Consider the following 21,472-nt stretch of genomic DNA (forward strand, 5'->3'; position numbering starts at 1 on the left):
GTCCCTGTTTTGCTACGGTGGAGACACCCCGACGAGACGCGCCGTACCGGGCTTGGCAAAGACGACGCACCCCGTTGAAGTTCCGCGTCTCGGAGGTGGCCGTCATGGCCTGGGTTCTGCTGATCATCGCCGGTCTGGTCGAGGTGGCCTGGTCGATCGGGATGAAGTTCACCGATGGGTTCACCAAGCTGTGGCCCAGTCTGTTCACGGGTGCCGGGATCGTCGTCAGCATGGTGTTGCTGGCGCAGGCGGCGAAGACGCTGCCGATCGGTACCGCGTACGGCGTCTGGGTCGGTATCGGTGCGGCGGGTGCCGCGATCGTGGGCATGGTGGCGCTGAACGAGCCGGTGACGGCGGCCCGGATCTTCTTCGTCTCGCTGCTGCTGGTCGCGGTGGTGGGTCTGAAGGCGACGTCCGGCCACTGACCCACCGGCCACTGACCCGCCGGCCACAGAGCTTTCCTCGGCCCCGGTCGCGTCTGCGGCCGGGGCCGAGGTGTGTCGCGGGTGTGTGCGGGTGTGTTGCCGGGGGAGCGTCGGTGTTCAGCGTCCGCCCGGTCGTCCGCCGGGCGCCGGTGGTCCGCTGCCGCCGCCCGGACCCGTACCGCCCGGTGGGAACCCGCCGGAGCCGCCGCCGTTGCCGCCACCCGGGCCGGCCGGGGCGCCGGAGACTCCCGACAGCCCGGAGCCGCCGGTCATGCCGGGCCCTCCGGCGGCGCCCGGTACGGCGGGTCCGTCGAAGCCGTCGAAGCTGTCCAGCCGGTCGAGGCCGCTGCCCGGTGCGGGGCCGCCCATGCCGCCGGCGGGGGATCCGGGCAGCAGGCCGGTGCCCGCCGGGCCGCCCGACGCGGCTCCGGTGCCGGGTCCGCCGGTGGCCCCGGCCGTGCCTTGGGCTCCGGCGACGCCGCCGGTGCCACTGCCGGGAGCCGTGCCGGGCGGCGCGTTCCCGGGTGGCCCGCCGGGTGCCGGGCGGGTCCCGGGCGCGGTCGCCGGTCCCGTTCCCGGGGTGTTCGTGCCCGGAGCGGGCCGTACCTGCCAGGCTCCCTGCCGTACCCACAGGTCGAATTCGGTGATCTCCGTGCCCGCGAGTGCGGCGCCGGTGTACTGGCCCCAGATCCGCGCGGGTGCCCCGCCGCCGCTGACGCGGGGCAGCCCCAGGGCCCCGTACAGCGAGCGCTGTGCCCCCGAGTCCGGGTCCTGTCCCATGATCGCGACCACGGTGGCCAGCTCGGGGGTGTATCCGGCGAACCAGGCGGCCCGGTCCTCCTCGGCGGTCCCGGTCTTGCCGGCGGCGGGCCGTCCCGCCGACCGGGCGGCCGTCCCGGTGCCGGCGGCGACCACGTTCTGGAGGACCGCGGTGGTGGTGTCGGCGGCTTCGCGGTCGATCGCCTGCCGGACCCGGCGCTCGGGGAGCCGTACCGCCGTGCCGTCCTTGGTGACCTTGGCGACGAGGGTGTAGGCGCCGTGGCGGCCGTGGTCGGCGAGGGTCGCGTACGCCTCGGCCATGTCGAGGACGCTGGCGGTGGCGGGTCCCAGCGCGATGGACGGTGACGCGGTCAGGTCGGGGGTGCCGGCGGGGAGTCCGAGGTCGATGGCGGTCCGCCGGACGTTCGCGGGCCCCACGTCCATCGCCATCTGCGCGTACACGGCGTTCACGGACCGGTCGGTGGCCTCGGCGACGGTGAGGTAGCCGTGGGAGATCCCGTCCTCGTTGCCGGGGGCGTACCGCTTGCCGCCCCAGCCCTGGACGGTGCGCCGGTCGGTGCCGTCGTACAGGGTGCCGGGGGTGATGAGCCGGCCGTCCTGGGTGCGGGAGCCGTGTTCGACGGCGGCGGCGAGGACGAAGGGTTTGAAGGTGGAGCCGACCTGGTAGTCGCGGCGGGTGGCGTTGTTGACGTACTGCCGGGTGTAGTCGACGCCGCCGTACAGGGCGACGACCCGGCCGGTCGCGGGGTCGATGGACACGCCGCCGACGCGTACGTTCCGGTCGGCGGCGCGGGTGGGGTCGAGCCGGGAGGTGACCTGGTCGTCGACGGCCCTGGCGAGGGCGTCCTGGCGGGTGCGTTGCAGGGTGGTGGTGATGCGGTAGCCGCCGGTGGCGAGGGTCTTCTCGTCGAGGATGCCCCGGCCGGTCAGATACTCCTCGACGGCCTGGACGACGTAGCCGCGCTGGCCGGAGAGGCCGGTGGCGGGGCGCGCGGGCCGGGGCGGGCGGAAGGTGAGGGCGGCGCGCCGGGTGGGGGTGAGCCAGCCCTGTCCGACCATGCCGTCGAGGGTGTAGTTCCAGCGGGCGACGGCCGCGTCGGTGTTCTCGGGGTGGAGGCTGACGTCGAAGGCGCTGGGGGCGTTGAGGACGGAGGCGAGGTAGGCGCCTTCGGCGGTGTCGAGGTCCTCGACGTCCTTGCCGTAGTAGGCCTGGGCGGCGGCCTGGATGCCGTAGGCGTTGCGGCCGTAGTAGCTGGTGTTGAGGTAGCCGAGGAGGATGTCGTCCTTGCTCTGTTCCCGGCTCAGCTTCACCGAGATGAAGAACTCCTTCCACTTCCGTTTGATGGTCTGTTCCTGGCCGAGGTAGTAGTTCTTGACGTACTGCTGGGTGATGGTGGAGCCGGACTGCTTGCCCTTGCCGGTGAGGGTGTTCCAGGCGGCGCGGACCATGCCCTGGGGGTCGACCGCCCGTTCGGAGTAGAAGTCCCGGTCCTCGGCGGCGAGGACGGCGTGCCGCACGGTCAGGGGGACCTGGGTGAGGCGGACGTTCTCCCGGTTGACCTCGCCGTCGCGGGCGAGCGGGCTGCCGTCCTCGTACAGGTAGAGGTTGGACTGGGCGACGGCGGCGGCGTTGGCGGGCGGGATGCCGACGAGGGTGTAGCCGGCGACGAAGCCGCCGACGAGGAGGACCGCGGCGATCAGCAGGGCGGTGAGGACCGTGCGGCGGGTGGGGCGGAGCCGGCGGAGTCCGGTGCGCCGTGGCGGGGTGGCCGGTGTGCCGCCGGGGGTGGGTTCCGTGGTGTCCGGTTCCGTGCTCCGGGGGTGGGACGCGGTCGCGTCCCGGGGTGGCCAGCCTGCGTGCCGTGGCTCCTCGCTCATGGGCCCATAGTGCACTTTAGGGGCTGATATACCCCGGACCTCCGGCCCATGAATGCGTCGCGGATAAATGCGTGGCGGACCGTTCGTGGCGGCACTAGGCTCGGGGGCTTTGGTGCCGGGGACACGCGGGGCACAGGGCGCTGGGCGCGGGAGGCCGGGCGCGGGTGCGTGAGCGTGTCGGCGCGGGGGCGGGCGCCGGTTCTGTGGGATCCGAGAGGGGGGAGGGCGGGGCATGCGGCTGTACGGGGTCGTTGCGGCGGGCGGATTCCGGCGCTTCGCGACATACCGGGTGGCCACGGTGGCGGGTGTGTTCACCAACACGGTCTTCGGCTTCATCCTCGCGTACGCCTATATCGCGCTGTGGGACCAGCGCCCCCACCTCGGCGGCTACGACGTGAGCCAGGCGGTGACCTATGTCTGGGTGGGTCAGGCGCTGCTGATGACCTGTGGGCAGATGGGCGGCGGCTTCGAGGAGGAGCTGAGCGAGCGGATCCGCACCGGGGACATCGCCGTCGACCTCTACCGCCCGGCCGATCTCCAGCTGTTCTGGCTGGCCGCCGATCTGGGGCGGGCCGCGTTCCACTTCCTTGGCCGGGGGGTGGCTCCGCTGGTCTTCGGCGGGCTCGCGTTCGAACTGGCGCTCCCCGGGTCGGTCCTGACCTGGCTGGCGTTCCTGCTGGCGGTGGCCCTCGGGGTGGTCGTCGGCTTCGCGCTGCGGTTCATCGTCGCGCTGTCGGCGTTCTGGCTGCTCGACGGCGCCGGGGCGATCCAGGTGCACTGGCTGCTGGGGCTGTTCTTCTCCGGGATGACGCTGCCGCTGAACATCTTCCCCGGGGCGCTGGGCGAGGTGGCGCGGATGCTGCCGTGGTCGTCGCTGCTCCAGGTGCCGGCGGATGTGCTGCTCGGCACCCGGACGGGGTGGGATCTGGCGGGGGCGTACGCCTTCCAGGCGGGGTGGGCGGTGGTGCTGCTGGGCGTGGGCCGGGTGGTGCTGCGGCTGGCGACGCGGAAGGTGGTGGTCCAGGGTGGCTGACCCGGACCGTACACAGGAGCGCGGGCGGGGTGCGGTCCCGCCGCCGCGCGCCGCTTCCCGAGCCCCGGGGCCGGCGTCCCCCGGATCGGCGTCGACCGTGCCCGCGTCTCCCGGATCGGCGTCTCCCGTACCGGCCGATCCGTACGGGCGGGGCGGCCGGCTCGCCACGCTCCGCACCGGCCTGTACGCCTACCGGCTCATCGTCGCGATGTGGATCCGCGCCACGATGACGTACCGGGCGTCCTTCGCGCTGACGACGTTCGCGTCCTTCGCGGTGACGGCCTTCGACTTCGTCGCGATCCTGCTGATGTTCTCGCACGTCGACAGGCTCGGGGGCTACTCGCTCGCGGAGATCGCGGTGCTGTACGGGACGGTCGGCACCGCCTTCGGGCTCACGGATCTGACGCTCGGCTCCGTCGACCGGCTGGGGCGGCGGATCCGCGACGGCACCCTGGACACCCTGCTGGTGCGCCCGGCGCCGGTGCTGGCGCAGTTCGCGGCCGACCGGTTCGCGCTGCGCCGACTCGGCCGGATCACCCAGGGGCTGGTGGTCCTCGGCTACGGCCTGCTGACGGTCGATGTCGACTGGACGTTTCTGAAGGTGCTGATGGTGCCGATGATGGTGCTGACCGGCGCGGCGATCTTCGGTGCGGTCTTCGTCGGGGGCGCGGCGTTCCAGTTCTGGGCGCAGGACGCGGCGGAGGTGCAGAGCGCGTTCACGTACGGGGGCAGCACGCTGCTCCAGTATCCGCCGACGGTCTTCGCGCGGGATCTGGTGCGGGGGGTGACCTTCGTGGTCCCGCTGGCCTTCGTGAACTGGCTGCCCGCGCTGTATGTGCTGGGCCGGCCCTATCCGCTGGACGTGCCGCAGTGGCTGGCCTTCGCTCCGCCGCTGGTGGCCGCCGTGGTCTGGTGGCCGGCGGCGCTCGCCTGGCGTGCCGGGCTCCGTTCGTACCGCAGTACCGGAAGCTGAGCAGGGAGCCCGCACATGGAGATGACCGACGGTGTGACCGGCGACGCGACGGGTGACGTGACCGGCGATGTGATCGAACTCGACGGGGTGGCGAAGTCGTTCGTGGTACGGCGCAGGGCCGGTCTGTTCCGCCGGGAGAAGCGCGAGGTCCGGGCGGTGGACGGGCTGAGTTTCCGGGTGGCGCGGGGGGAGATGGTCGGCTGTATCGGGCCGAACGGGGCCGGCAAGTCGACCACGATCAAGATGCTGACCGGGATCCTCACGCCGAGTGCGGGGCGGCTGCGGGTCGCGGGCGTCGACCCGTCCGTGGAGCGTACGCGGCTGGCCCGCCGGATCGGGGTGGTCTTCGGGCAGCGGACCACGCTGTGGTGGGATCTGCCGCTGCGGGACTCGTACCGGCTGATGCACCGGATGTACCGGGTCCCGGACCGCCGGTTCCGGGAGAACCTGGACCGCTGTGTCGAACTCCTCGACCTGGCGGAGCTGTTGGACGTGCCGGTGCGTCAGCTCTCGCTCGGGCAGCGGATGCGGGGCGACATCGCCGCCGCGCTGCTGCACGATCCCGAGGTGCTGTACCTCGACGAGCCGACGATCGGCCTCGATGTGATCTCCAAGGCGAAGGTCCGGGCGTTCCTGCGGGACCTGAACACGGAGAGCGGGACGACGGTGCTGCTCACGACGCACGATCTGACCGATGTGGAACAGCTCTGCCGGCGGGTGCTGGTCATCGATCACGGGCGGTTGATGTACGACGGCGCGCTGAGCGGGCTGCACAGTGCGGCGGAGAGCGAGCGGACCCTGGTGGTGGATCTGGAACGGGAACTTCCGCCGGTGGAGACGGAGTTGGCGCGCACGGTGCGGGTGGAGGGGCCGCGTCAGTGGCTGGCGTTTCCGGCGTCGCAGTCGGCGGCTCCGCTGGTGGCGGCGGTGGTGGAGCGGTATCCGGTGGCCGATCTGTCGGTGCGGGAGCCGGACATCGAGGCGGTGATCGCGCGGATGTACGCGGAGCGGGCGGCCGCAACGACGGCCGACGGGGCGCCGGGAGCCGAGCCGGGCCCGGCGGCGGCCCGCTGACTATTCTTTCCCGTATGAGCGAACTCCCCGACATGAGGGCCTCCGACAGCGAGCGCGAGCGGATCGCGGAGCGGCTGCGGGAGGCGGTGGCCGAAGGGCGGCTCACCATGGAGGAGTTCGACGAGCGGCTGGACGCCACCTACCGGGCCCGTACCCATGGCGAGCTGGAGCCGCTGGTACGGGATCTTCCGGCGCCCGCCGGGGCGGGGTCGGTGGAGCCGCTCCCGTCGTCCGTGCCGGCGGTGGGCGGCTGGCAGGGGCGGATCGGTGGTACGCCGACCTCGCGGTTCGGGTTCGCGTTCTGGGGCGGGTTCGGGCGCAAGGGGACCTGGACGGCGCCGCGCCGCTTCACGGCCGTCACGCTGATGGGCGGCGGGGAGCTGGATCTGCGGGACGCGCGCTTCGAGGAGCGGGAGATCGTGATCCGCTGCTTCACGGTCATGGGCGGGATGAGTGTGATCGTTCCGCCGGAGCTGACGGTGGATGTCACCGGGGCCGGCTTCATGGGCGGCTTCGGGGAGAGCGGCGTGGACGCGGAGCCGGATCCGGCGGCGCCCCGGGTGCGGGTCACGGGGTTCGCCCTGATGGGCGGGGTCGGCGTGGTCCGCAAGCGGACCAAGGCCCAGAAGCAGAGGCTGAAGGCCGAGCGGGAGCGGGAACGCGCGCTGGAGCGGGAGCGCAGGCGGGCACAGAAGGAGCTGCCGGCGACGGAGCGTGACCGGTCGGGCGGGGCGGAGGAGACGCCGGGCTCCGCCGAGGGGGAGAGTTCTGGCGGGGAATCGTCCTGACCACCGCCCCGGCCTGCGCCCCTGTCCGTTCCTGCCGCCGCCCGGCCCGCCCCGGCCGCCGCCCGCCGGGAACTCTCCGTGCGCGCCGGGAGTAGGTCAGGCAGGGACAATGCGTACGGGGCGCGCGTGGACGGGTGGAGCGGATGAATCGCACGGATCAGACAGACCGGGTGGGGCCAGGGGGCCTGCCCTCGTTCGCGTACACCGAGGCGGACGCGGAGAAACAGCGCGGTGTCCGCAGGATGAAGCTGATCGCGACCGGGCTGCTGGTGGGTGTGGCGCTGGTCTTCGCGCTGGCGACCTGGGCGGAGCGGTCGGGCGCCGGGGCGTGGGCCGGGTATGTGGCGGCCGCCGCCGAGGCGGGCATGGTCGGCGCGCTGGCCGACTGGTTCGCGGTGACGGCGCTGTTCCGGCATCCGCTGGGGCTGCGGATCCCGCACACGGCGATCATCCCGAACAAGAAGGACCAGCTCGGCACGGCGCTGGGCACCTTCGTGGGGGAGAACTTCCTCTCCGGTGACGTGGTGCGCGGGCGGCTGCGGGCGCTGGGCATCGGCCGCCGGGTGGGGGCGTGGCTCGCCGAGCCCGCGCACGCCGACCGGGTGACGGCGGAGCTGTCGACCGCGCTGCGCGGGGCGCTCACGGTGCTGCGGGACTCCGATGTGCAGGCGGTGGTGGGGGAGGCGATCGTCCGCCGGGCGGAGAGTGCCGAGATCGCCCCAGGGATCGGCAAGACGCTGGAGAAGGTGGTCGCCGACGGGGCGCACCACCGGGCGGTGGATCTGATCTGCACGCGTGCCCACGACTGGCTGGTCACCCATTCGGTCTCGGTGATGGACGCGGTGGAGGGCGGCGCTCCGGGCTGGACGCCCCGGTTCGTGGACCGGAAGGTGGGGGAGCGGGTCTACCGGGAGCTGCTGCGGTTCGTGACGGAGATGCGGGACATGCCGGACCATGCGGCGCGGGGGGCGATCGACCGTTTCCTTACGGATTTCGCCGCCGATCTCCAGTCGGACACGGAGACGCGGGCGCGTGTGGAGCGGATGAAGTCGGATCTGGTCGCGCGCGAGGAGGTGCAGGACGTGATCGCTTCCGCGTGGTCGTCCGTCCGCGCGATGATCATTTCGGCGGCGGAGGACGACCGGAGCGAGCTGCGGCTGCGGGCGCGTGCCTCGCTGCTCTCGCTGGGGGCGCGGCTGGCGGCGGACGAGCGGCTCCAGGCCAAGGTGGACGGCTGGGTGGAGGACGCGGCGGTCTATGTGGTCACCACGTATCGGGGTGAGATCACCTCGTTGATCTCGGAGACCATCGCGAGCTGGGACGCGGAGCACACCTCGCGCAAGATCGAGGCGCACATCGGCCGTGATCTCCAGTTCATCCGGATCAACGGCACGGTGGTGGGGGCGCTGGCGGGCCTGCTGATCTACACCGTGGCGCATGCGCTGGGCGGCTGACGCCCGGCCCGGCCGGCCGGGGTCGAGGAGGTGTGGCGCTCCGTCGGCGGCGGCACCGGTGCGCAGGGCGGCCCCCTCAGCGACCCGCCCGTGCGCCCACCGCGTCCGGTGGCGCCACACCTCCGTTCAGGGGGGTCAGCCGACGAACTGGCCTCGGACGGCGCCGTCGGCGTACTCGGGGTTGTGCAGGTTGGAGTAGTAGTCGCCCGGGTTGGCCCGGATCCGCTGGAGGGTGGCGGGGTTCTGCCCGGTCAGCCTGCCGGCGACGGCGAAGACGCCGTCCGGGACGGGCCGGTCGAAGAAGTCGAGGACGACCTCGCCGTTGGTGCCGAAGGCGCCCCGGTGGACATGGCCGAGGGTCGGCGCCTGGATCCGGCTCCAGGCGAGGGAGTAGCCGACGCGGGTGCCCCGGGGGTCGAGGGTGGTCAGCGCGTGTCCGTCGGGGTCGCCGACCTTGGAGGCGTCGGTCTTGGGCACTTCCTGCTCGCCGTTGGAGAGGGCGGTCAGGGGGCCGCTGCGGAGGATGCCGAGCGGGTCGGAGTTCCCCTTGGCCGGCTTGAGCCGGCCACGGGCGGCCCCGCCGGGGTACTCGGCGCTGTGCAGGTTGACGTAGTAGCCGCCCGGGTTCTCGCGGATGGCGGCGGCGAGCGGGGCGTTGGTCTCGGTGACGTGCCCGGCGGCGCGGCTGACGGAGTCCGGCATGGCGCTGCCGAACAGCATCGCCTTCAGCGGCCCGTTCGTGCCGGCGGCCCCCTGGTGGATGTGCCCGAGGCTGGGCACGGTGCCCTTCCACCGCAGCGCGTAGGTGATCCGGTCGCCCCTGATCTGGATGAACCCGTCGGCCCTGGCATCGGGGTCGTTCACCGCGGGCCCGCCGGGGGTCGGCACTTCCTGGTCCCCGGTCGCGCGGACGACGAAGGTGACGACGCCGGCGCGGGGGGCCGCTCCGGTGACCGTGCTCCCGCCCTGCCCGCCGCCGTGCTGGTGCGTCCTGTCGTGTCCCGCGTTCTGTCGTGTGTCCTGTGCGCTGCCCTGTGCCGTGTTCTGCCCCCTGTCCTGCCCTCCGTGCTGCCCCCCGTGCGCGGAGGCGGACACGACGCCGGTGGCCGCGAGCACCAGCGCGCCGGCCGCCGCCAGAGTGATGCGCTTCTGCATGGATGGGTCCTCCCCTTGATGCCGACTGGTCGGGCCGGTCGTCCAGAAGTACGGAGACCGGAGGCGAACTGTTCAACGGAATTTTTCTTTCCCCCGGCGTGAACCGCCGGTCGTTTGCGCCCGTTCTATCTGACAGACCACACCGCGCCACCACCCCGGGGGAACACCCATGCCCAGCACCCGCCGCCCCGCCACGGACGCCACGCCCGGGGCCCTCTGTCACTGCGTCTGAGCCGGCCCCCTGCTCGAACGCGGCGACGACGAGCGAGATGACGAGCGAAACGACCAGCGCTCGGAGCCCGGCGAGCGGCTCGGCAAGGGGCATTCCCCACGCTCCACGGCCTTTCCACCCACCCAGATACCCGCGGCGGCCGGAACTGTCCCCCCGGCTGCTGCGGCCCTACCCATTCCCGGTGACCGAACGCCGCAATTCCCCCGCCGGCGGGGGGTCACCGGGAATGGGGTACGGCTGTGCGGCGGATTTCCCGTCCGGCGGGAGACCGTGTATGCGGGGCAAGCCGGCGGGAGCGCTGGCCGATGGAGTGTCAGGAAACCTCAGGTGGAACGCGCGGCCGCCAGCATGAGGCCCATGTCCTCGTACTGCTGATGGTCGTGCATGGCGGCGGCGATGTTCAGCACGGCCTGCGTCTCGCGTTCCGCTGCCGCCCGGAGCAGAATCTCGGCGGCCTCCGGGAGGCCTGCGGCCCTGCAGGAGGAGACAACGCCGGGGAACTCGTGGGCCGGGACCGTGCTGCCGGTGTTCCGCAGCACCATGAACGCGTCCCATTCCCGTCCGGCCGCGAGGTGGCGGCCGACTTCCGCGGCCTCGGCCTGCCACTTTCCCGGGACAGCCGAGGACTGCGGCGGCAGGGGTGCCGACGGGGCGGTGAGCCGGTCCCCCTCCGCGCGGGGGACCGGCACCGCAGCTGTGGCCAGCGGACGGGAGGGAGTACGCCGCCGCGCGTAGATGCGGACGCGCTGGCGGATGCGGCGCCGCCGCGTGGAACTGTTTTCGCAGGCTGACCGCTGTGCCCTGGACGGCTGCCCGGCACTCGTACGGGGCACAGCGGCGCCAAGGCCATGCTGCTCCAGCCTGGCCTGCTCCCACAGCCCTTTCAGCTCGGCGGCCGTAAACGGCAGCGTGCGGCCCGCCCTGGCCGCGTACTCCTCCGCAGCGGCATAGACCTGACCGGGCTCCTCCGGCGACTGGGGCAGCCGGTGCCCAGTCAGATGGCCGGAGAGAGTGGTCTCGGGCAGGCCGGACCGCTGGGCAACGCGGCACTGCGCCTGGCCGCTCGCCTTGATGACCGCGCGCAGCGCGGATCGGAATGCCGCCTGCGCGGGGTTCGGCTCTTCGTCCAGCTGTCCTCCGTGAACTTTGTCCGTCATCCCCAGCCCTTCGTATCTGACGCCGCACGCACAGTTGAGAGATTCAATTGTCCGCAGCGTGCTTCCCGCTGGGTAGCCGTGTCCCCGGAATGTGATCTACGCGGTCCCGCGTAGTACGCACCCCCGCGGATATGCGGTGAACCCTGGATTCTGGATCAACGACAGGCAAGGGTTATGGAGCGCGGGGCCGGCGAATCATCTCCGGGCCGCTGCCCGCTCCCACCCAGAGTTGTTGCTACGAGGAGACATGTGATGGTGGTTCTGCCGTCGTGGACGGACACGAAGCTCGGCACCATGAAGCGCGCGGCGCTCTGGCTGGTGACCGTGGTCGGTGAGGGCAACGTCTTCACCAAGGAGGACGTGAAGGCGGCCTTCCCGGGGGTCAGCCAGGCTGACCGCCGGGTCCGGGACCTGCGGGACCACGGCTGGCGCATAGACACCAACAGGGAAGACGCTTACCTGGGCCAGCACGAGCAGCGTTTCGTCAGCCAGGGCGAGCCGGTCTGGGAGCCGGGCAAGGGCTCGCGCCCCAGTACGTCGATCACCCAGACCCAGCGGCGTGAGGTGCTCTCCCGGGACGGCCACTTCTGCCGTTCCTGCGGCATCGTCCCCGGAGCGGAGTACGAAGGGAGCTACGAGCGGGCCCAGCTGGACATCGCACGGCGTGTGGTGAGGCACAGGGACGGCAGCGAGACCACGGAACTGGTGGCCGAGTGCAACCGCTGCCGGGTGGGCGGCCGTGGCAAGCCCGTAGACGAGGGCGCCGTGCTCGCCGGCATCGGCAGCCTGGGATCGCTGGAGCGGAAGCTGCTCGCCCAGTGGGTTGCTGCGGACCGCCGTGAGTTCAGCGTGGTGGAGAAGTTGTGGGCCGACTTCCGGACGCTGCCCGAAGAGTCGAGGGCCAGGGTACGTAGGGTGCTGGAACTGCCCGCGCCTGAGGGCACACGTCACTGACATCCCGCTGCGGAGGCCGGCACGGCCCCGGCCTCCGCAGCCGGACCCTGGAACCCCGGAACACGCCTTAGACAGGAGTACCCCTCGTGAGTAACGACTACGGTCGGCCGCCCCTGGCAGATGAGATCCGCGCACTGGTCGGGCAGCGGCTGGAGGAAGCGGCTGGCGCCGGCGGTGTGCGGGAGACGCTGACCGTGGAGTGGCGCACCCAGCCCCTCAGTGTCGAAGTCATCGACATGCCTGTGGACCGTCTCTACTACAACCCGCACAGCCACCGCATCCGCGCGCAGCGCAGTCATGACCCGCAGCGTGAGGCTGAGCTGAAGCGGGATGGCTGGCAGCCGGAGAGCCAGAGCTACCTGCACTACCTGCTCCAGGCGCTTCCGGCGGACCCGGACAAGCTCGACCCGGAATTCGACAAGCTCATGGAGAGCCTGCGCGACTTCAAGCAGAACGAGCCGGGTCTTATCACCCGCGACGGCGTTCTGGTCAACGGCAACACCCGGCGGGCCGCGCTCAAGGAGCTGGGCGTTGCCCATATGAGGGTGGGTGTCCTCCCGGAGTCCTGCACGCTGGAGGACATCAACGCGGTCGAACTCTCGCTTCAGCTGCGGCCGGACCGCCGCCGTGACTACTCGTACATCAACCGGCTGCTGGCCATCAGCGAACAGCAGGAGCAGGGACGGGCCCTGGCCGATATCGCCCGGGACTTCCGTATCCGTGAGTCCACCTGTGAGCAGGAACTCTGGATCCTCAGCTGCCTCAAGGACCTGATCGAGCGGTCCGCGCAGGGCGGTAACCGGCTGCGTCTGCTGGATTTCGAGAATCACCAGGAGAAGCTGCGGGAGCTCTACCGCCGCTACGCCAAGGAGTCCGCGGTCAGCCGGGACCAGGCTGACCTGCTGAAGGAGAACAGGCTGGCGGCGATCGTCCTGAACTTCTCCAAGACGGACGTCCGTCTGATCGAGCCTGACTTCAGGGCCCGCTATCTGGACAGGAACCTCCCCGCCTCCCTGCGGACGGAGACGGGGGCCGTGGCAGCGGTCGTCATTCCGGGGCTGAACCGTACGGTGGCCGCCGCCGCGCCGGCCGTTGCCGAGGCCAGGGCGCTGACGGACACCATCCTTCAGGCCAAGGCCACGGAGAACACCGATCCCGGCGGGCTCTCCGAGGGGGCCAGGAAGGCTTCCGAGATCCTCCAGCAGGCACACGACGCCTTTGAAGACGCTCTGGAGCCGGCGGGCAAGGACGCCCGGATCCGCAAGCGCAAGCAGGCCGCTCCTGACCGCATCGCCGATGCGTGCAAGGACCTGGAGCAGGGGATCACCGACCTGGTGCTCTCCCGGGGCTCCCGGAGTCTCGATGAGGAGACGTTCGACGAGGCGGTGGTCAGCCTCCGGCACGTGCTGAGGAAGCTCGCCCAGGAGTCCGCCCGCAGTATCAGCGCTCCGGGGGAAGGCGTCTCCTGGCTGCTGGAGGCGACCCGGCAGGAGGGCGCGTGACCGGCAGCGCCGGGCCGTCCCTGCGGATCGGCTTCGATGTCACCCGGACCCGCGCGGTGCTGCGGGCAGCGGCGGGCCTGGAAGCGGAGTTCGCCAGGCTGGCCAGCCGGTTCCTCTCCGCGGGGCAGCGCACACCGCTCTCCGCTGAGGTGGACCTCGATGACTTCCTCATGGGTCTGGAAGCGCTGGGCGGCTGGCCGCACCCCGGGACCGTCGAGTGGGAAGAGCAGCTTGCCGCACTGGTGGGTGAGGTGCTCGATGACGCTGAGAGGGCGGAGCGGCAACTCCGGGAGCCGGACGCCCCGGCGCCGGTGCGGCCGGATGACATCCCGGACCTCCTCGGCGACGGCTGGTGTGGCGGGCTGACGGATTTCCAGCGGCGGGACATAGCGCGGCTGCTCTCCCTGCGTCACGGCGCCAACTTCTCCGTGCCGGGTGCCGGGAAGACCCGTGTCGGGCTCGCTCTGTTCGCGGCCGCGCGGGCCAGTGGCGATGCCCGTCGGCTTCTGGTGGTCAGTCCGAAGTCGGCGTACGAGTCATGGCTGTATGAGAGCGAGGTGTGCTTCCGGAAGGCACCCGTCACCAGGGTGCTGGATGGGAGTCCCGACCACAGCGCGGACATCCTGATCGTCAACTACGAGCGGCTGGACAAATCGCTCGCGGCTCTCGCGTCCTGGCTGCGGGCAGCCCCGTCGATGATCATTCTGGATGAGGCCCACCGGATGAAGCTGGGAGCGCGCGGCATCTACGGCAGTGCTTGCATGGCGCTGGGGCCGCTCTCCCGCAGGCGCCTCATCCTGACCGGGACCCCGGCGCCTAATGGGGCACGCGACCTGGAGAATCTCCTCTCGTTCGTGTGGCCTGGCCACGGCCGTCGCGTGGTGACCCAGGCGGTTGCCGGCGGTGACCTCACACACGCCAGCGGCGTCCTCCGTCCGCTCTTCACCCGTACGACCAAGGCTGAGCTGGGGCTGCCGCCCTACGAGACCCGTATCCGGTATGTGGCGATGGACCCTCTGCACCGGGAGGTGTACGACGCTCTGGCAGGGCGGTACACCGCCCGTGCGGAAGCCTCGCGGGATGATTTCGACGCCCTGGGCAAAGCGATGCTGCGGCTGCTGATGGCGGCGATCAGTCCGGCTCTGCTACTGGAGGGGGAGAGCCGGTATGAACCCCTGGTCTACCAGGTGCCACCGCTCGCGGTGCCGGAGAATGATTCGCTCTACTCACTGATGCGGGATTTGCCCAGCTATGAATTCTCACCCAAGTACCGGGAAGCGCTGAGTATTGTCGCCGAGAATGCGGCCCTGGGGCGGAAGACGATTGTCTGGACGACTTTTGTCCGCAGTCTGACAACCATGGAGCGGCTGTTCTCGGCGTATCAGCCGGCCATGGTGCACGGCGGCACCGCGGACCGTGAGGATCAGCTGCGGAGATTCCGCGAGGATCCTGACTGTCACGTACTTCTTTCCAACCCGGCGACGCTGGGGGAGGGCATCAGCCTGCACCAGGTCTGCCATGACGCTGTTTATGTGGACAGAGACTTCATGGCGGGCCGGTTCCTGCAGAGCCTGGACCGTATCCACCGGCTCGGACTCGCCCCCGACGCTGAGACCCGGGTCACGGTGCTGGCCGTCGAAGAGACGATCGACGAGGTCGTCGCTCTCAGACTGGAAGAGAAGCTGGACTTCATGGGCCGGATTCTTGACGACCCCGCTGTGCGGCAGCTGGCCGATCTGGAAGAGGAGCCCTCGCTGGCGGCGGGGATGGACATGGCCGATGTCCGCGCTCTGCTGGGGCACCTCCGGGGGCGCCACCGGCCCTGAAGGCTGACGGCTGGGCTCCCGCCTGAGAGGAGCCGCGCGGTGAAGGCCCTTGTGAGCAGGGGCCTGGCTGTGACGTGAGCGGTTCTGGTGCTTCCGGCGGACGGGAGATGCGACACTTGCGTGTCTGTCTTTGCCGACTCAGGATCTTCGCATCACCGCCCAGGAGGAGCCCATGACAACCGCCCCGCGCCAGCTGACCTCAGTAGAGATCTGCGCGGGTGCCGGTGGCCAGGCTGTGGGACTCCACCAGGCGGGCTTCCGGCACCTCGCGCTGGTGGAAATCGACAAGCATGCCGTGGAAACCCTGCGGGAGAACATCGAGAACAACCCGAAGTGGACGTGGGAGAAGGAGCACTGCCTTCTCCGCAATGTGGATGTCAAGGAATTCCACCCGCTGAAGGAGATCCTTGATCCCGATACGGATTCCGCGAAGGTCCGCAAAGCCGATGACGAGGCTCCGCTGCTGAAGCCGGGGCGGCTTGACCTGCTGGCCGGAGGCGTGCCCTGCCCGCCGTTCTCCGCGGCCGGAAAGCAGCTGGGCCGGGATGACGAGCGCGACCTCTTCCCGACCATGCTCGATCTGGTGGAAGAGCTGAAGCCCCGGGCCGTGATGATTGAGAATGTCCGGGGCCTGGTCCAGCCCGAGCAGAAGTTCCGCTACTACCGGAACCACATCCGGAACCGTCTGCGCAAGGCTGGATATGTGATCTGCGGCTGGCGGGTGCTGGAAGCGCAGGACTTTGGCGTGCCGCAGCTGCGTCCCCGGGCCATTCTCGTCGCGATCCGCAAGGATCAGTACCGGGGATTCGACTGGCCCCAGGGCGGTGGGAAGATCACAACCGTTCTTGAGGCGCTCAGGGAATCCATGCTGGAGCGACTGGGTGGTGAGGACTCCCCTCTCTACAAGAGGTGGGAAGAGAAGGCCAAGCTCGGTACGGTCGCGCCCACTCTGGTCGGCGGCTCCAAGAAGCACGGCGGTGCCGACCTGGGCCCGACCCGGGCGAAGAATGCGTGGGCCACACTCGGTGTGGACGGCAAGGGCGTCGCCAATGACCCGGATAAAATGGTCGACAAAGACCGGGACCTGGGGAATCTGGGGGATCCGGGGAAGCCGGGGCGAGGCCCGAAGCTCACGGTAGCGCAGGCCGCCATCATCCAGGGCTTCCCCACGGATTGGAAATTCACCGGCGGTAAGACGGCCCGTTACCGGCAGGTCGGCAACGCCTTCCCGCCGCCGGTCGCCGCCGCTGTGGGCGAAGCCATCAAGGAAGCGCTGTCCCGTACCGGCCCCCTGCACGACGACCCGTCCCCGGACTTTGAGCCCGAGGACGATCCGTCACTGGTCGCGCCGGAGTTTTCGGGCCAGGACTTCCTGCCGGCGGTCGGTGACGACGCGGAGCACGGTGCTGGCGCACTCCTCGGGTGATTCATGCTCCCAGAAGCGGAGGACGGCCCAGCCGGCCTCCGCCAGCCGCTGATCGGTATCCCGGTCGCGGCTGATGTTTCCCGCGACTTTGTCTGACCAGTAGCCGGGGTTGGTCCGGGGTGACACGTAGTGCTCCGGGCAGCCATGCCAGTAGCAGCCGTCGATGAAGACCGCGACCTTCGCGGGGCGGAAGACCAGGTCCGCCGTGCGGCGAAGGTCGGGAAGCGGCCTCGCCGCGACGCGGTAGCGCAGACCCTGCGCGTGCACCAGCCGCCGGATCAGCCGCTCGGGCTGGGTGTCCCGGCTGCGGATCGCCTGCATATTGCGGCGGCGGGCGGCTGATGAAGCCCATGATCCCGCAGGGGCTTCCCAGGTGTCGGCTGGGTTCTTCTCGTTCGCCATCGTGTCTCAGTAGCTGGCCGGAGCCGGGGTCGGCGTATCGCCCTCGGACCACACGGCGTACCAGTTCTCTCCGATCTGAGCGACAGGGCGTCCGGCGTCTTCCGCACTCTCGAAGCGGCTGACTCTCACTGCCACCCAGGATCCCCGGCCTGGAATGGGGAGGTCAAGGGCGCGGGCGATATGCGGATGCCTTTGCTGGTCCCCGAGAATCATGATTCCTTCACTCCGGAGGTGGCCCCGCGCATCCCGAACCCGCTTGGGTCCGTCATCCTGGCTGGCTACGGTGAGAACCGCATTGCGGTCGATCCTGGCGCCTTGCACTCTCCGGAATAGCTCATTGATGCGCTGCTGCCCGCCTGGTTTCTGGCCCTGGATTCTGCCGCCTGCGGTAAAGATAGCGGAGCGATCGGCTTCCGGAAGGTTCAGCAGAATATTTGGGGGAAGAGAGCCGCTGGGGATTATCCACCGTATAGCTGAACGCCCCACCCCGGACAGTGTGCGTTTGCCGTCCCGGTTGCTTCCCTGATTCAGCAGTTCTTCGCGGATGCGGAGGAGTCCTACCTGGAAAATCGGATTCCGGTCGTTCGCCTTCATGAGCAGGCACATGTGCCCCATCGCTTCCTTCGGGATGGACCAATTGCTGAGCATCGTGAACTTGGCGTCCACGTCATGGCCGGCGATGGAGTAGTCCATGGAGCGTCCGTCACCCAGACCGAACTCCGCCCGGGCTACGATCTCGACCTTGGTCCCCAGATAGGTCTTCTCGGTTTTCGCCAGGCTGTTGAGATCGAACCGGCCCGTGCGCTGCCCGTCCAGAACCTCATCGATGGACTGACGTAGCACTCTGCCGAACCGCTGCTCCAGCTCAGGCAGGGCCGTAAACCAGCTGATGACCTGGTCGAGTCCGGGGTCAGGGGCATGAGCAGAGGCAAGGAGAGTGACGTTCCGGGCCGCAGTGGTATCTGGGGAATGCACAGGAGTCTCTCAGGAGGCTGAAGGGTGCGCAGAAGGAGTGAAGGAGTGAAGAGGAGCGGGGCGTCTCTGCCGGGCCGGCCCGGTCAGAACCCCGCGCCCCCGTGGCAGTCGCGATAAGCCGCCCCCGATCCGCACCAGCAAGCGGTGTGCCGGGCCGGCGGCCAGGTGGTGGCGCGGCCCCGGGCGGCCAGGGTGGTGGTGAATTGCGGGAGCAGGTCCGGCGTGGACGGGGAGGACTGTTCCGAGGCCGCGAACGCCTCGTACGCCGGGACCGTCGCCGTGACGATGCCCAGGTTCGCCGTGCCCGTGGACGCCAGGTCGCGCAGGGACGCCTCGATGTCCGTGAGGTGGGCCGCGTGCGTCGGGTACTCGGATTCCAGTTCCGGGTAGGCCGCGAGGAGTTCCGTCAGTTCGGGCTCGGGCCAGTGCAGGACCGCGACCGGGAAGGGGCGGGAGAGCGCCGTGCGGTAGGAGCCCAGTTCGGAGCGGAGACGGGCGATCTCGGCGCGGAGTTCGGCCGGGTTGTCGGAGCCCAGGGCCCAGAGGCGGTTCGGGTCGTGGAGTTCGTCCAGGGTGATGTCCGACTGGGCGGAGTGGACCTTGTCCGCGAGGAGGTCCCAGCGGTCGTGCGGGTGGCCCAGGAGCCGGCGGACCCGGTGGCGGCCCGTGAGCAGGGGCTGGGTCTCGTACGAGATCTCCTCGTCCCCCGACGGCAGCAGCAGGGCGACGGCCTCCGTGAAGCACGCGTGGGAGGCGTCCAGCTCGTCGTGCGCCTCCAGCGTCTCCGCCACGATCTCCCACGGCGACGGGTCCGCCGGGGCCGCCGTGCGGATGCCGCCGATCAGGGCGCGGGCCTCGGCCTCGTGGCCGTACTCCCACAGGTTCGCCGCCTGGAGCGCCTTCACCAGGTACGGGCGCTCCGGGCCCGAGGCCAGGAGACGGTCGTAGAGCGTGGAAGCGCGTTCGCGGTCCCCCGCCAGTTCGAGATGGGCGGCGGCCTGGAGCAGCAGGGGTTCTTGATCCTCCGGGTACTGCGTCGCGGTGCGCAGCAGACGCTCGGCTTCGGCGATGTGGTCGGCAGGCGTGTCGGGGCGCATGGATGACACCGTACTGCGACGGCGGTACGCCGTGGCCTGCGGCCGTCGGCCGTGATCGGGTATAACGGATGGACCGCACCGGTGTTCGGACCGGTGCCGTGGCCGGATCCGACGGGCCGCACCGTGAAGGCGGCCGCACCGTGAGCGGGCCGCACTGCGAGCGGGCCGCACTGCGAGCGGGCCGCACCGCGAAGGGGGAGGGGCATGACGCCGAAGCCGCGCACCGCCGCTCCCGTGCTCGTGCTGCTCCTCGTCCTGGAACTGGCCCTCTTCGACGGCAGCGCCCTGACCGCCGCCGTCGCCCTCACCGCCGCCGCCACCGCGGCGGCCGCCTCCGCGCTCGTCGTCTGCGCCGTGATCAGCGCGCGCTGCGCCCCCGTCGTGCCGCGCGGCCGGGTCCGTACGGCCATCCGCGACCGGGAGAAACGCACCGCCTTCCTGCCCCAGCGCGATCCCGACGCCCGGGGCCGCACCCGCCCCCGGGCCCCCGGGCACGCCCTCCCGACGGCCGCGTAGGGACCCGGACAGACTTCCTGGATACCCCGCGCGGAAGCCGTCATGCCGTCCTTCTCCCGGCACGACGACCCCTCGGAGGGCTTACCGCCATGTCCGTTTTCGCCACACTCGTGGAGCGGCTCGCCGACCTGCTCCAGCCGCTCTTCCCCAGCGCCGCCACCGCCGCCGCCATCGTCGTCTTCACGGCGCTGGTCCGGCTCGCCGTCCACCCGCTCTCCCGGGCCGCCGCCCGCGGCCAGAAGGCCAGTGCCAAGCTCGCCCCGCGCGTCGCCGAGCTGCGGGCCAGGCACGCCAAGAACCCCGAGCGGCTCCAGCGGGAGGTGATGGCGCTGTACTCCCGCGAGCGGACCTCGCCCGTCGCCGGCTGCCTGCCCAGCCTGCTCCAGCTGCCCGCGTTCTTCGTGCTCTACCACCTCTTCTCCAGCTCCTCGATCGGCGGCCGCCCCAATGAGCTGCTGAGCCATACGCTGTTCGCGGCGCCGCTCGGGGACCGCTGGACCGACGCCGTCGGACGCGGCGAGATCGTCGACGGGGCCGGCGCCGTCTACCTGGTGCTCTTCGCGATCGTCACCGCCGTCGCCGTCTTCAACTACCGCCGTACGAAGAGCCAGCAGGCGGCCGCGCCACAGCTCCCGGACGCCCCTCCCGGCCTGGGCGCCATGCTCCGTTTCCTGCCGCTCCTGTCCTTCGCCACCCTGATCACGGTGGCCGTCGTGCCCCTCGCCGCCGCCCTCTACATCGTCACCAGCACCACCTGGTCGGCAGCCGAACGCGCCCTCCTCTACCGGGACATGCCGGCCGCCGGCGCCCTCGCCAACCCGATGTAGCGCCCTCTCGCCTGCTCTTGCGCAATGATCGGACCTCTTGGAACGATCGGTCGGACTCCCCGTCCGTCGACGGGTGTTCCCCCAGGAGGCCGATCATGAAGTTGATGCGTGTCGGAGCGGCGGGCCGGGAACGGCCCGCCCTGCTCGACCCGGACGGGACGACCTGGCGCGACCTCGGTGGCCTGGTCGGCGACATCGACGCCGGCCTCCTCGCCGACCCCGCCGCCCTGGACCGGATCCGGACCGCGGCGGACGCCGGTGACCTGCCCGTACTCCCCTCCCAGGGGGTACGGGTCGGGCCGCCCGTCGCCCGCGTCGGCAAGGTCGTCTGCATCGGGCTCAACTACCACGACCACGCCGTCGAGACCGGCGCCGAGCCCCCCGCCGAGCCGGTGCTCTTCCTCAAGGCCGCCGACACGGTGGTGGGCCCGTACGACACCGTCCTGATTCCCCGGCGCAGCGAGAAGACCGACTGGGAGGTCGAACTGGCCGTGGTCATCGGACGTACGGCCCGGTATGTGGCCGACGACGAGGACCCCCTCTCCTACGTCGCCGGGTACGCGGTCTCCCACGACGTCTCCGAGCGCGAGTTCCAGCTCGAACGCGGCGGCACCTGGGACAAGGGCAAGAACTGCGAGACCTTCAACCCGCTGGGGCCCTGGCTGGTCACCGCCGACGAAGTCCCCGACCCCCAGGCGCTGCGGCTGCGGCTCTGGGTCAACGGAGTCCTCCGGCAGAACGGGTCGACCGCCGACCAGATCGCCCCCGTCGCCCAGATCGTCCGGTACGTGAGCCGGTTCATGACCCTGTACCCGGGCGACGTCATCAACACCGGCACCCCGGCCGGCGTCGCCCTCGGCCACCCTCACCCCCAGCCCTATCTGCGGGCCGGCGACGTGGTCGAGGCCGAGATCGACGGCCTGGGGCGGCAGCGCCAGCGGTTCCAGGACGCCTGACAGTCCACGGATTCCTGGGGGACGGGACAGCGCACAGGGGTG

General features: G+C 70.8%; 19 protein-coding genes and 1 riboswitch. Of the genes, 13 read left to right on the forward strand and 6 right to left on the reverse strand.

What is annotated here, in order from left to right; translation table 11 throughout:
- The first annotated feature begins 6 nt into the window (after window positions 1–6).
- Window positions 7–71: riboswitch (guanidine-III (ykkC-III) riboswitch) on the forward strand.
- 33 nt (window positions 72–104) lie between these two features.
- Window positions 105–425: a DMT family transporter gene (locus SYYSPA8_RS04465; RefSeq protein ID WP_323445619.1), complete on the forward strand. Its 321-nt coding sequence runs from the start codon at window positions 105–107 to the stop codon at window positions 423–425.
- A 117-nt stretch (window positions 426–542) separates the two neighbouring features.
- Here SYYSPA8_RS04465 and SYYSPA8_RS04470 read toward each other — a convergent pair whose 3' ends face one another.
- A complete protein-coding gene (locus SYYSPA8_RS04470) occupies window positions 543–3,083 on the reverse strand; it encodes a transglycosylase domain-containing protein (protein WP_323445620.1) in 2,541 nt (846 codons plus the stop codon).
- Between the two features lie 232 nt (window positions 3,084–3,315).
- Between SYYSPA8_RS04470 and SYYSPA8_RS04475 the strand changes: the two genes are divergently transcribed.
- The 5 genes from SYYSPA8_RS04475 to SYYSPA8_RS04495 all read left to right on the forward strand — a co-directional run bounded on the left by SYYSPA8_RS04475 (window position 3,316) and on the right by SYYSPA8_RS04495 (window position 8,405).
- The gene (locus tag SYYSPA8_RS04475) at window positions 3,316–4,116 is read left to right on the forward strand and encodes an ABC transporter permease (RefSeq protein WP_323445621.1); all 801 of its coding nucleotides are present in this window, start codon (window positions 3,316–3,318) and stop codon (window positions 4,114–4,116) included.
- 97 nt (window positions 4,117–4,213) lie between these two features.
- Window positions 4,214–5,089: an ABC transporter permease gene (locus tag SYYSPA8_RS04480; protein ID WP_407705897.1), complete on the forward strand. Its 876-nt coding sequence runs from the start codon at window positions 4,214–4,216 to the stop codon at window positions 5,087–5,089.
- Between the two features lie 15 nt (window positions 5,090–5,104).
- A complete protein-coding gene (locus tag SYYSPA8_RS04485; protein ID WP_323445622.1) occupies window positions 5,105–6,163 on the forward strand; it encodes an ABC transporter ATP-binding protein in 1,059 nt (352 codons plus the stop codon).
- Between the two features lie 32 nt (window positions 6,164–6,195).
- Window positions 6,196–6,951: a DUF1707 SHOCT-like domain-containing protein gene (locus tag SYYSPA8_RS04490; RefSeq protein WP_323446302.1), complete on the forward strand. Its 756-nt coding sequence runs from the start codon at window positions 6,196–6,198 to the stop codon at window positions 6,949–6,951.
- 143 nt (window positions 6,952–7,094) lie between these two features.
- Complete coding sequence (locus tag SYYSPA8_RS04495; protein ID WP_323445623.1) at window positions 7,095–8,405, forward strand: DUF445 domain-containing protein; 1,311 nt, start codon at window positions 7,095–7,097, stop codon at window positions 8,403–8,405.
- 135 nt (window positions 8,406–8,540) lie between these two features.
- Here SYYSPA8_RS04495 and SYYSPA8_RS04500 read toward each other — a convergent pair whose 3' ends face one another.
- The gene (locus SYYSPA8_RS04500; protein WP_323445624.1) at window positions 8,541–9,560 is read right to left on the reverse strand and encodes a CHRD domain-containing protein; all 1,020 of its coding nucleotides are present in this window, start codon (window positions 9,558–9,560) and stop codon (window positions 8,541–8,543) included.
- Between the two features lie 555 nt (window positions 9,561–10,115).
- The gene (locus SYYSPA8_RS04505) at window positions 10,116–10,949 is read right to left on the reverse strand and encodes a hypothetical protein (protein ID WP_323445625.1); all 834 of its coding nucleotides are present in this window, start codon (window positions 10,947–10,949) and stop codon (window positions 10,116–10,118) included.
- Window positions 10,950–11,204: 255 nt separating this feature from the next.
- On the opposite strand from SYYSPA8_RS04505, the gene SYYSPA8_RS04510 reads away from it, so the two are divergent.
- The 4 genes from SYYSPA8_RS04510 (at window position 11,205) to SYYSPA8_RS04525 (ending at window position 16,657) form a co-directional block, all read left to right on the forward strand.
- Window positions 11,205–11,903, forward strand: coding sequence for a hypothetical protein (locus tag SYYSPA8_RS04510; protein ID WP_323446303.1), 699 nt, complete (start codon window positions 11,205–11,207; stop codon window positions 11,901–11,903).
- Window positions 11,904–11,989: 86 nt separating this feature from the next.
- A complete protein-coding gene (locus tag SYYSPA8_RS04515) occupies window positions 11,990–13,405 on the forward strand; it encodes a transcriptional regulator (RefSeq protein ID WP_323445626.1) in 1,416 nt (471 codons plus the stop codon).
- Complete coding sequence (locus tag SYYSPA8_RS04520; RefSeq protein WP_323445627.1) at window positions 13,402–15,231, forward strand: DEAD/DEAH box helicase; 1,830 nt, start codon at window positions 13,402–13,404, stop codon at window positions 15,229–15,231. Before SYYSPA8_RS04515 ends, SYYSPA8_RS04520 begins: the two co-directional genes overlap by 4 nt.
- A 172-nt stretch (window positions 15,232–15,403) precedes the next feature.
- The gene (locus SYYSPA8_RS04525; RefSeq protein WP_323445628.1) at window positions 15,404–16,657 is read left to right on the forward strand and encodes a DNA cytosine methyltransferase; all 1,254 of its coding nucleotides are present in this window, start codon (window positions 15,404–15,406) and stop codon (window positions 16,655–16,657) included.
- Here SYYSPA8_RS04525 and SYYSPA8_RS04530 read toward each other — a convergent pair.
- The 3 genes from SYYSPA8_RS04530 to SYYSPA8_RS04540 form a co-directional block, all read right to left on the reverse strand.
- Window positions 16,568–17,059, reverse strand: coding sequence for a very short patch repair endonuclease (locus SYYSPA8_RS04530; protein WP_323445629.1), 492 nt, complete (start codon window positions 17,057–17,059; stop codon window positions 16,568–16,570). The genes SYYSPA8_RS04525 and SYYSPA8_RS04530 overlap by 90 nt on opposite strands.
- A 6-nt stretch (window positions 17,060–17,065) precedes the next feature.
- Window positions 17,066–18,034: a NaeI family type II restriction endonuclease gene (locus SYYSPA8_RS04535; RefSeq protein ID WP_323445630.1), complete on the reverse strand. Its 969-nt coding sequence runs from the start codon at window positions 18,032–18,034 to the stop codon at window positions 17,066–17,068.
- Window positions 18,035–18,117: 83 nt separating this feature from the next.
- On the reverse strand, window positions 18,118–19,131 hold the full coding sequence (locus SYYSPA8_RS04540; RefSeq protein WP_323445631.1) for an SEC-C domain-containing protein: 1,014 nt from the start codon (window positions 19,129–19,131) through the stop codon (window positions 18,118–18,120).
- Window positions 19,132–19,335: 204 nt separating this feature from the next.
- On the opposite strand from SYYSPA8_RS04540, the gene SYYSPA8_RS04545 reads away from it, so the two are divergent.
- From SYYSPA8_RS04545 to SYYSPA8_RS04555, 3 genes are all read left to right on the forward strand, one after another.
- Window positions 19,336–19,647 carry a DUF6412 domain-containing protein gene (locus SYYSPA8_RS04545; RefSeq protein WP_323445632.1) on the forward strand — a complete coding sequence of 104 codons (312 nt, stop codon included), beginning with the start codon at window positions 19,336–19,338 and terminating at the stop codon, window positions 19,645–19,647.
- An 89-nt stretch (window positions 19,648–19,736) separates the two neighbouring features.
- Complete coding sequence (locus SYYSPA8_RS04550; protein WP_323445633.1) at window positions 19,737–20,474, forward strand: YidC/Oxa1 family membrane protein insertase; 738 nt, start codon at window positions 19,737–19,739, stop codon at window positions 20,472–20,474.
- Between the two features lie 95 nt (window positions 20,475–20,569).
- On the forward strand, window positions 20,570–21,430 hold the full coding sequence (locus SYYSPA8_RS04555) for a fumarylacetoacetate hydrolase family protein (protein WP_323445634.1): 861 nt from the start codon (window positions 20,570–20,572) through the stop codon (window positions 21,428–21,430).
- Window positions 21,431–21,472 lie beyond the last annotated feature (42 nt).

Origin of the sequence: Streptomyces yaizuensis, from assembly GCF_034961445.1 — a bacterium.
In the GTDB taxonomy this organism is placed as follows: domain Bacteria; phylum Actinomycetota; class Actinomycetes; order Streptomycetales; family Streptomycetaceae; genus Streptomyces; species Streptomyces yaizuensis.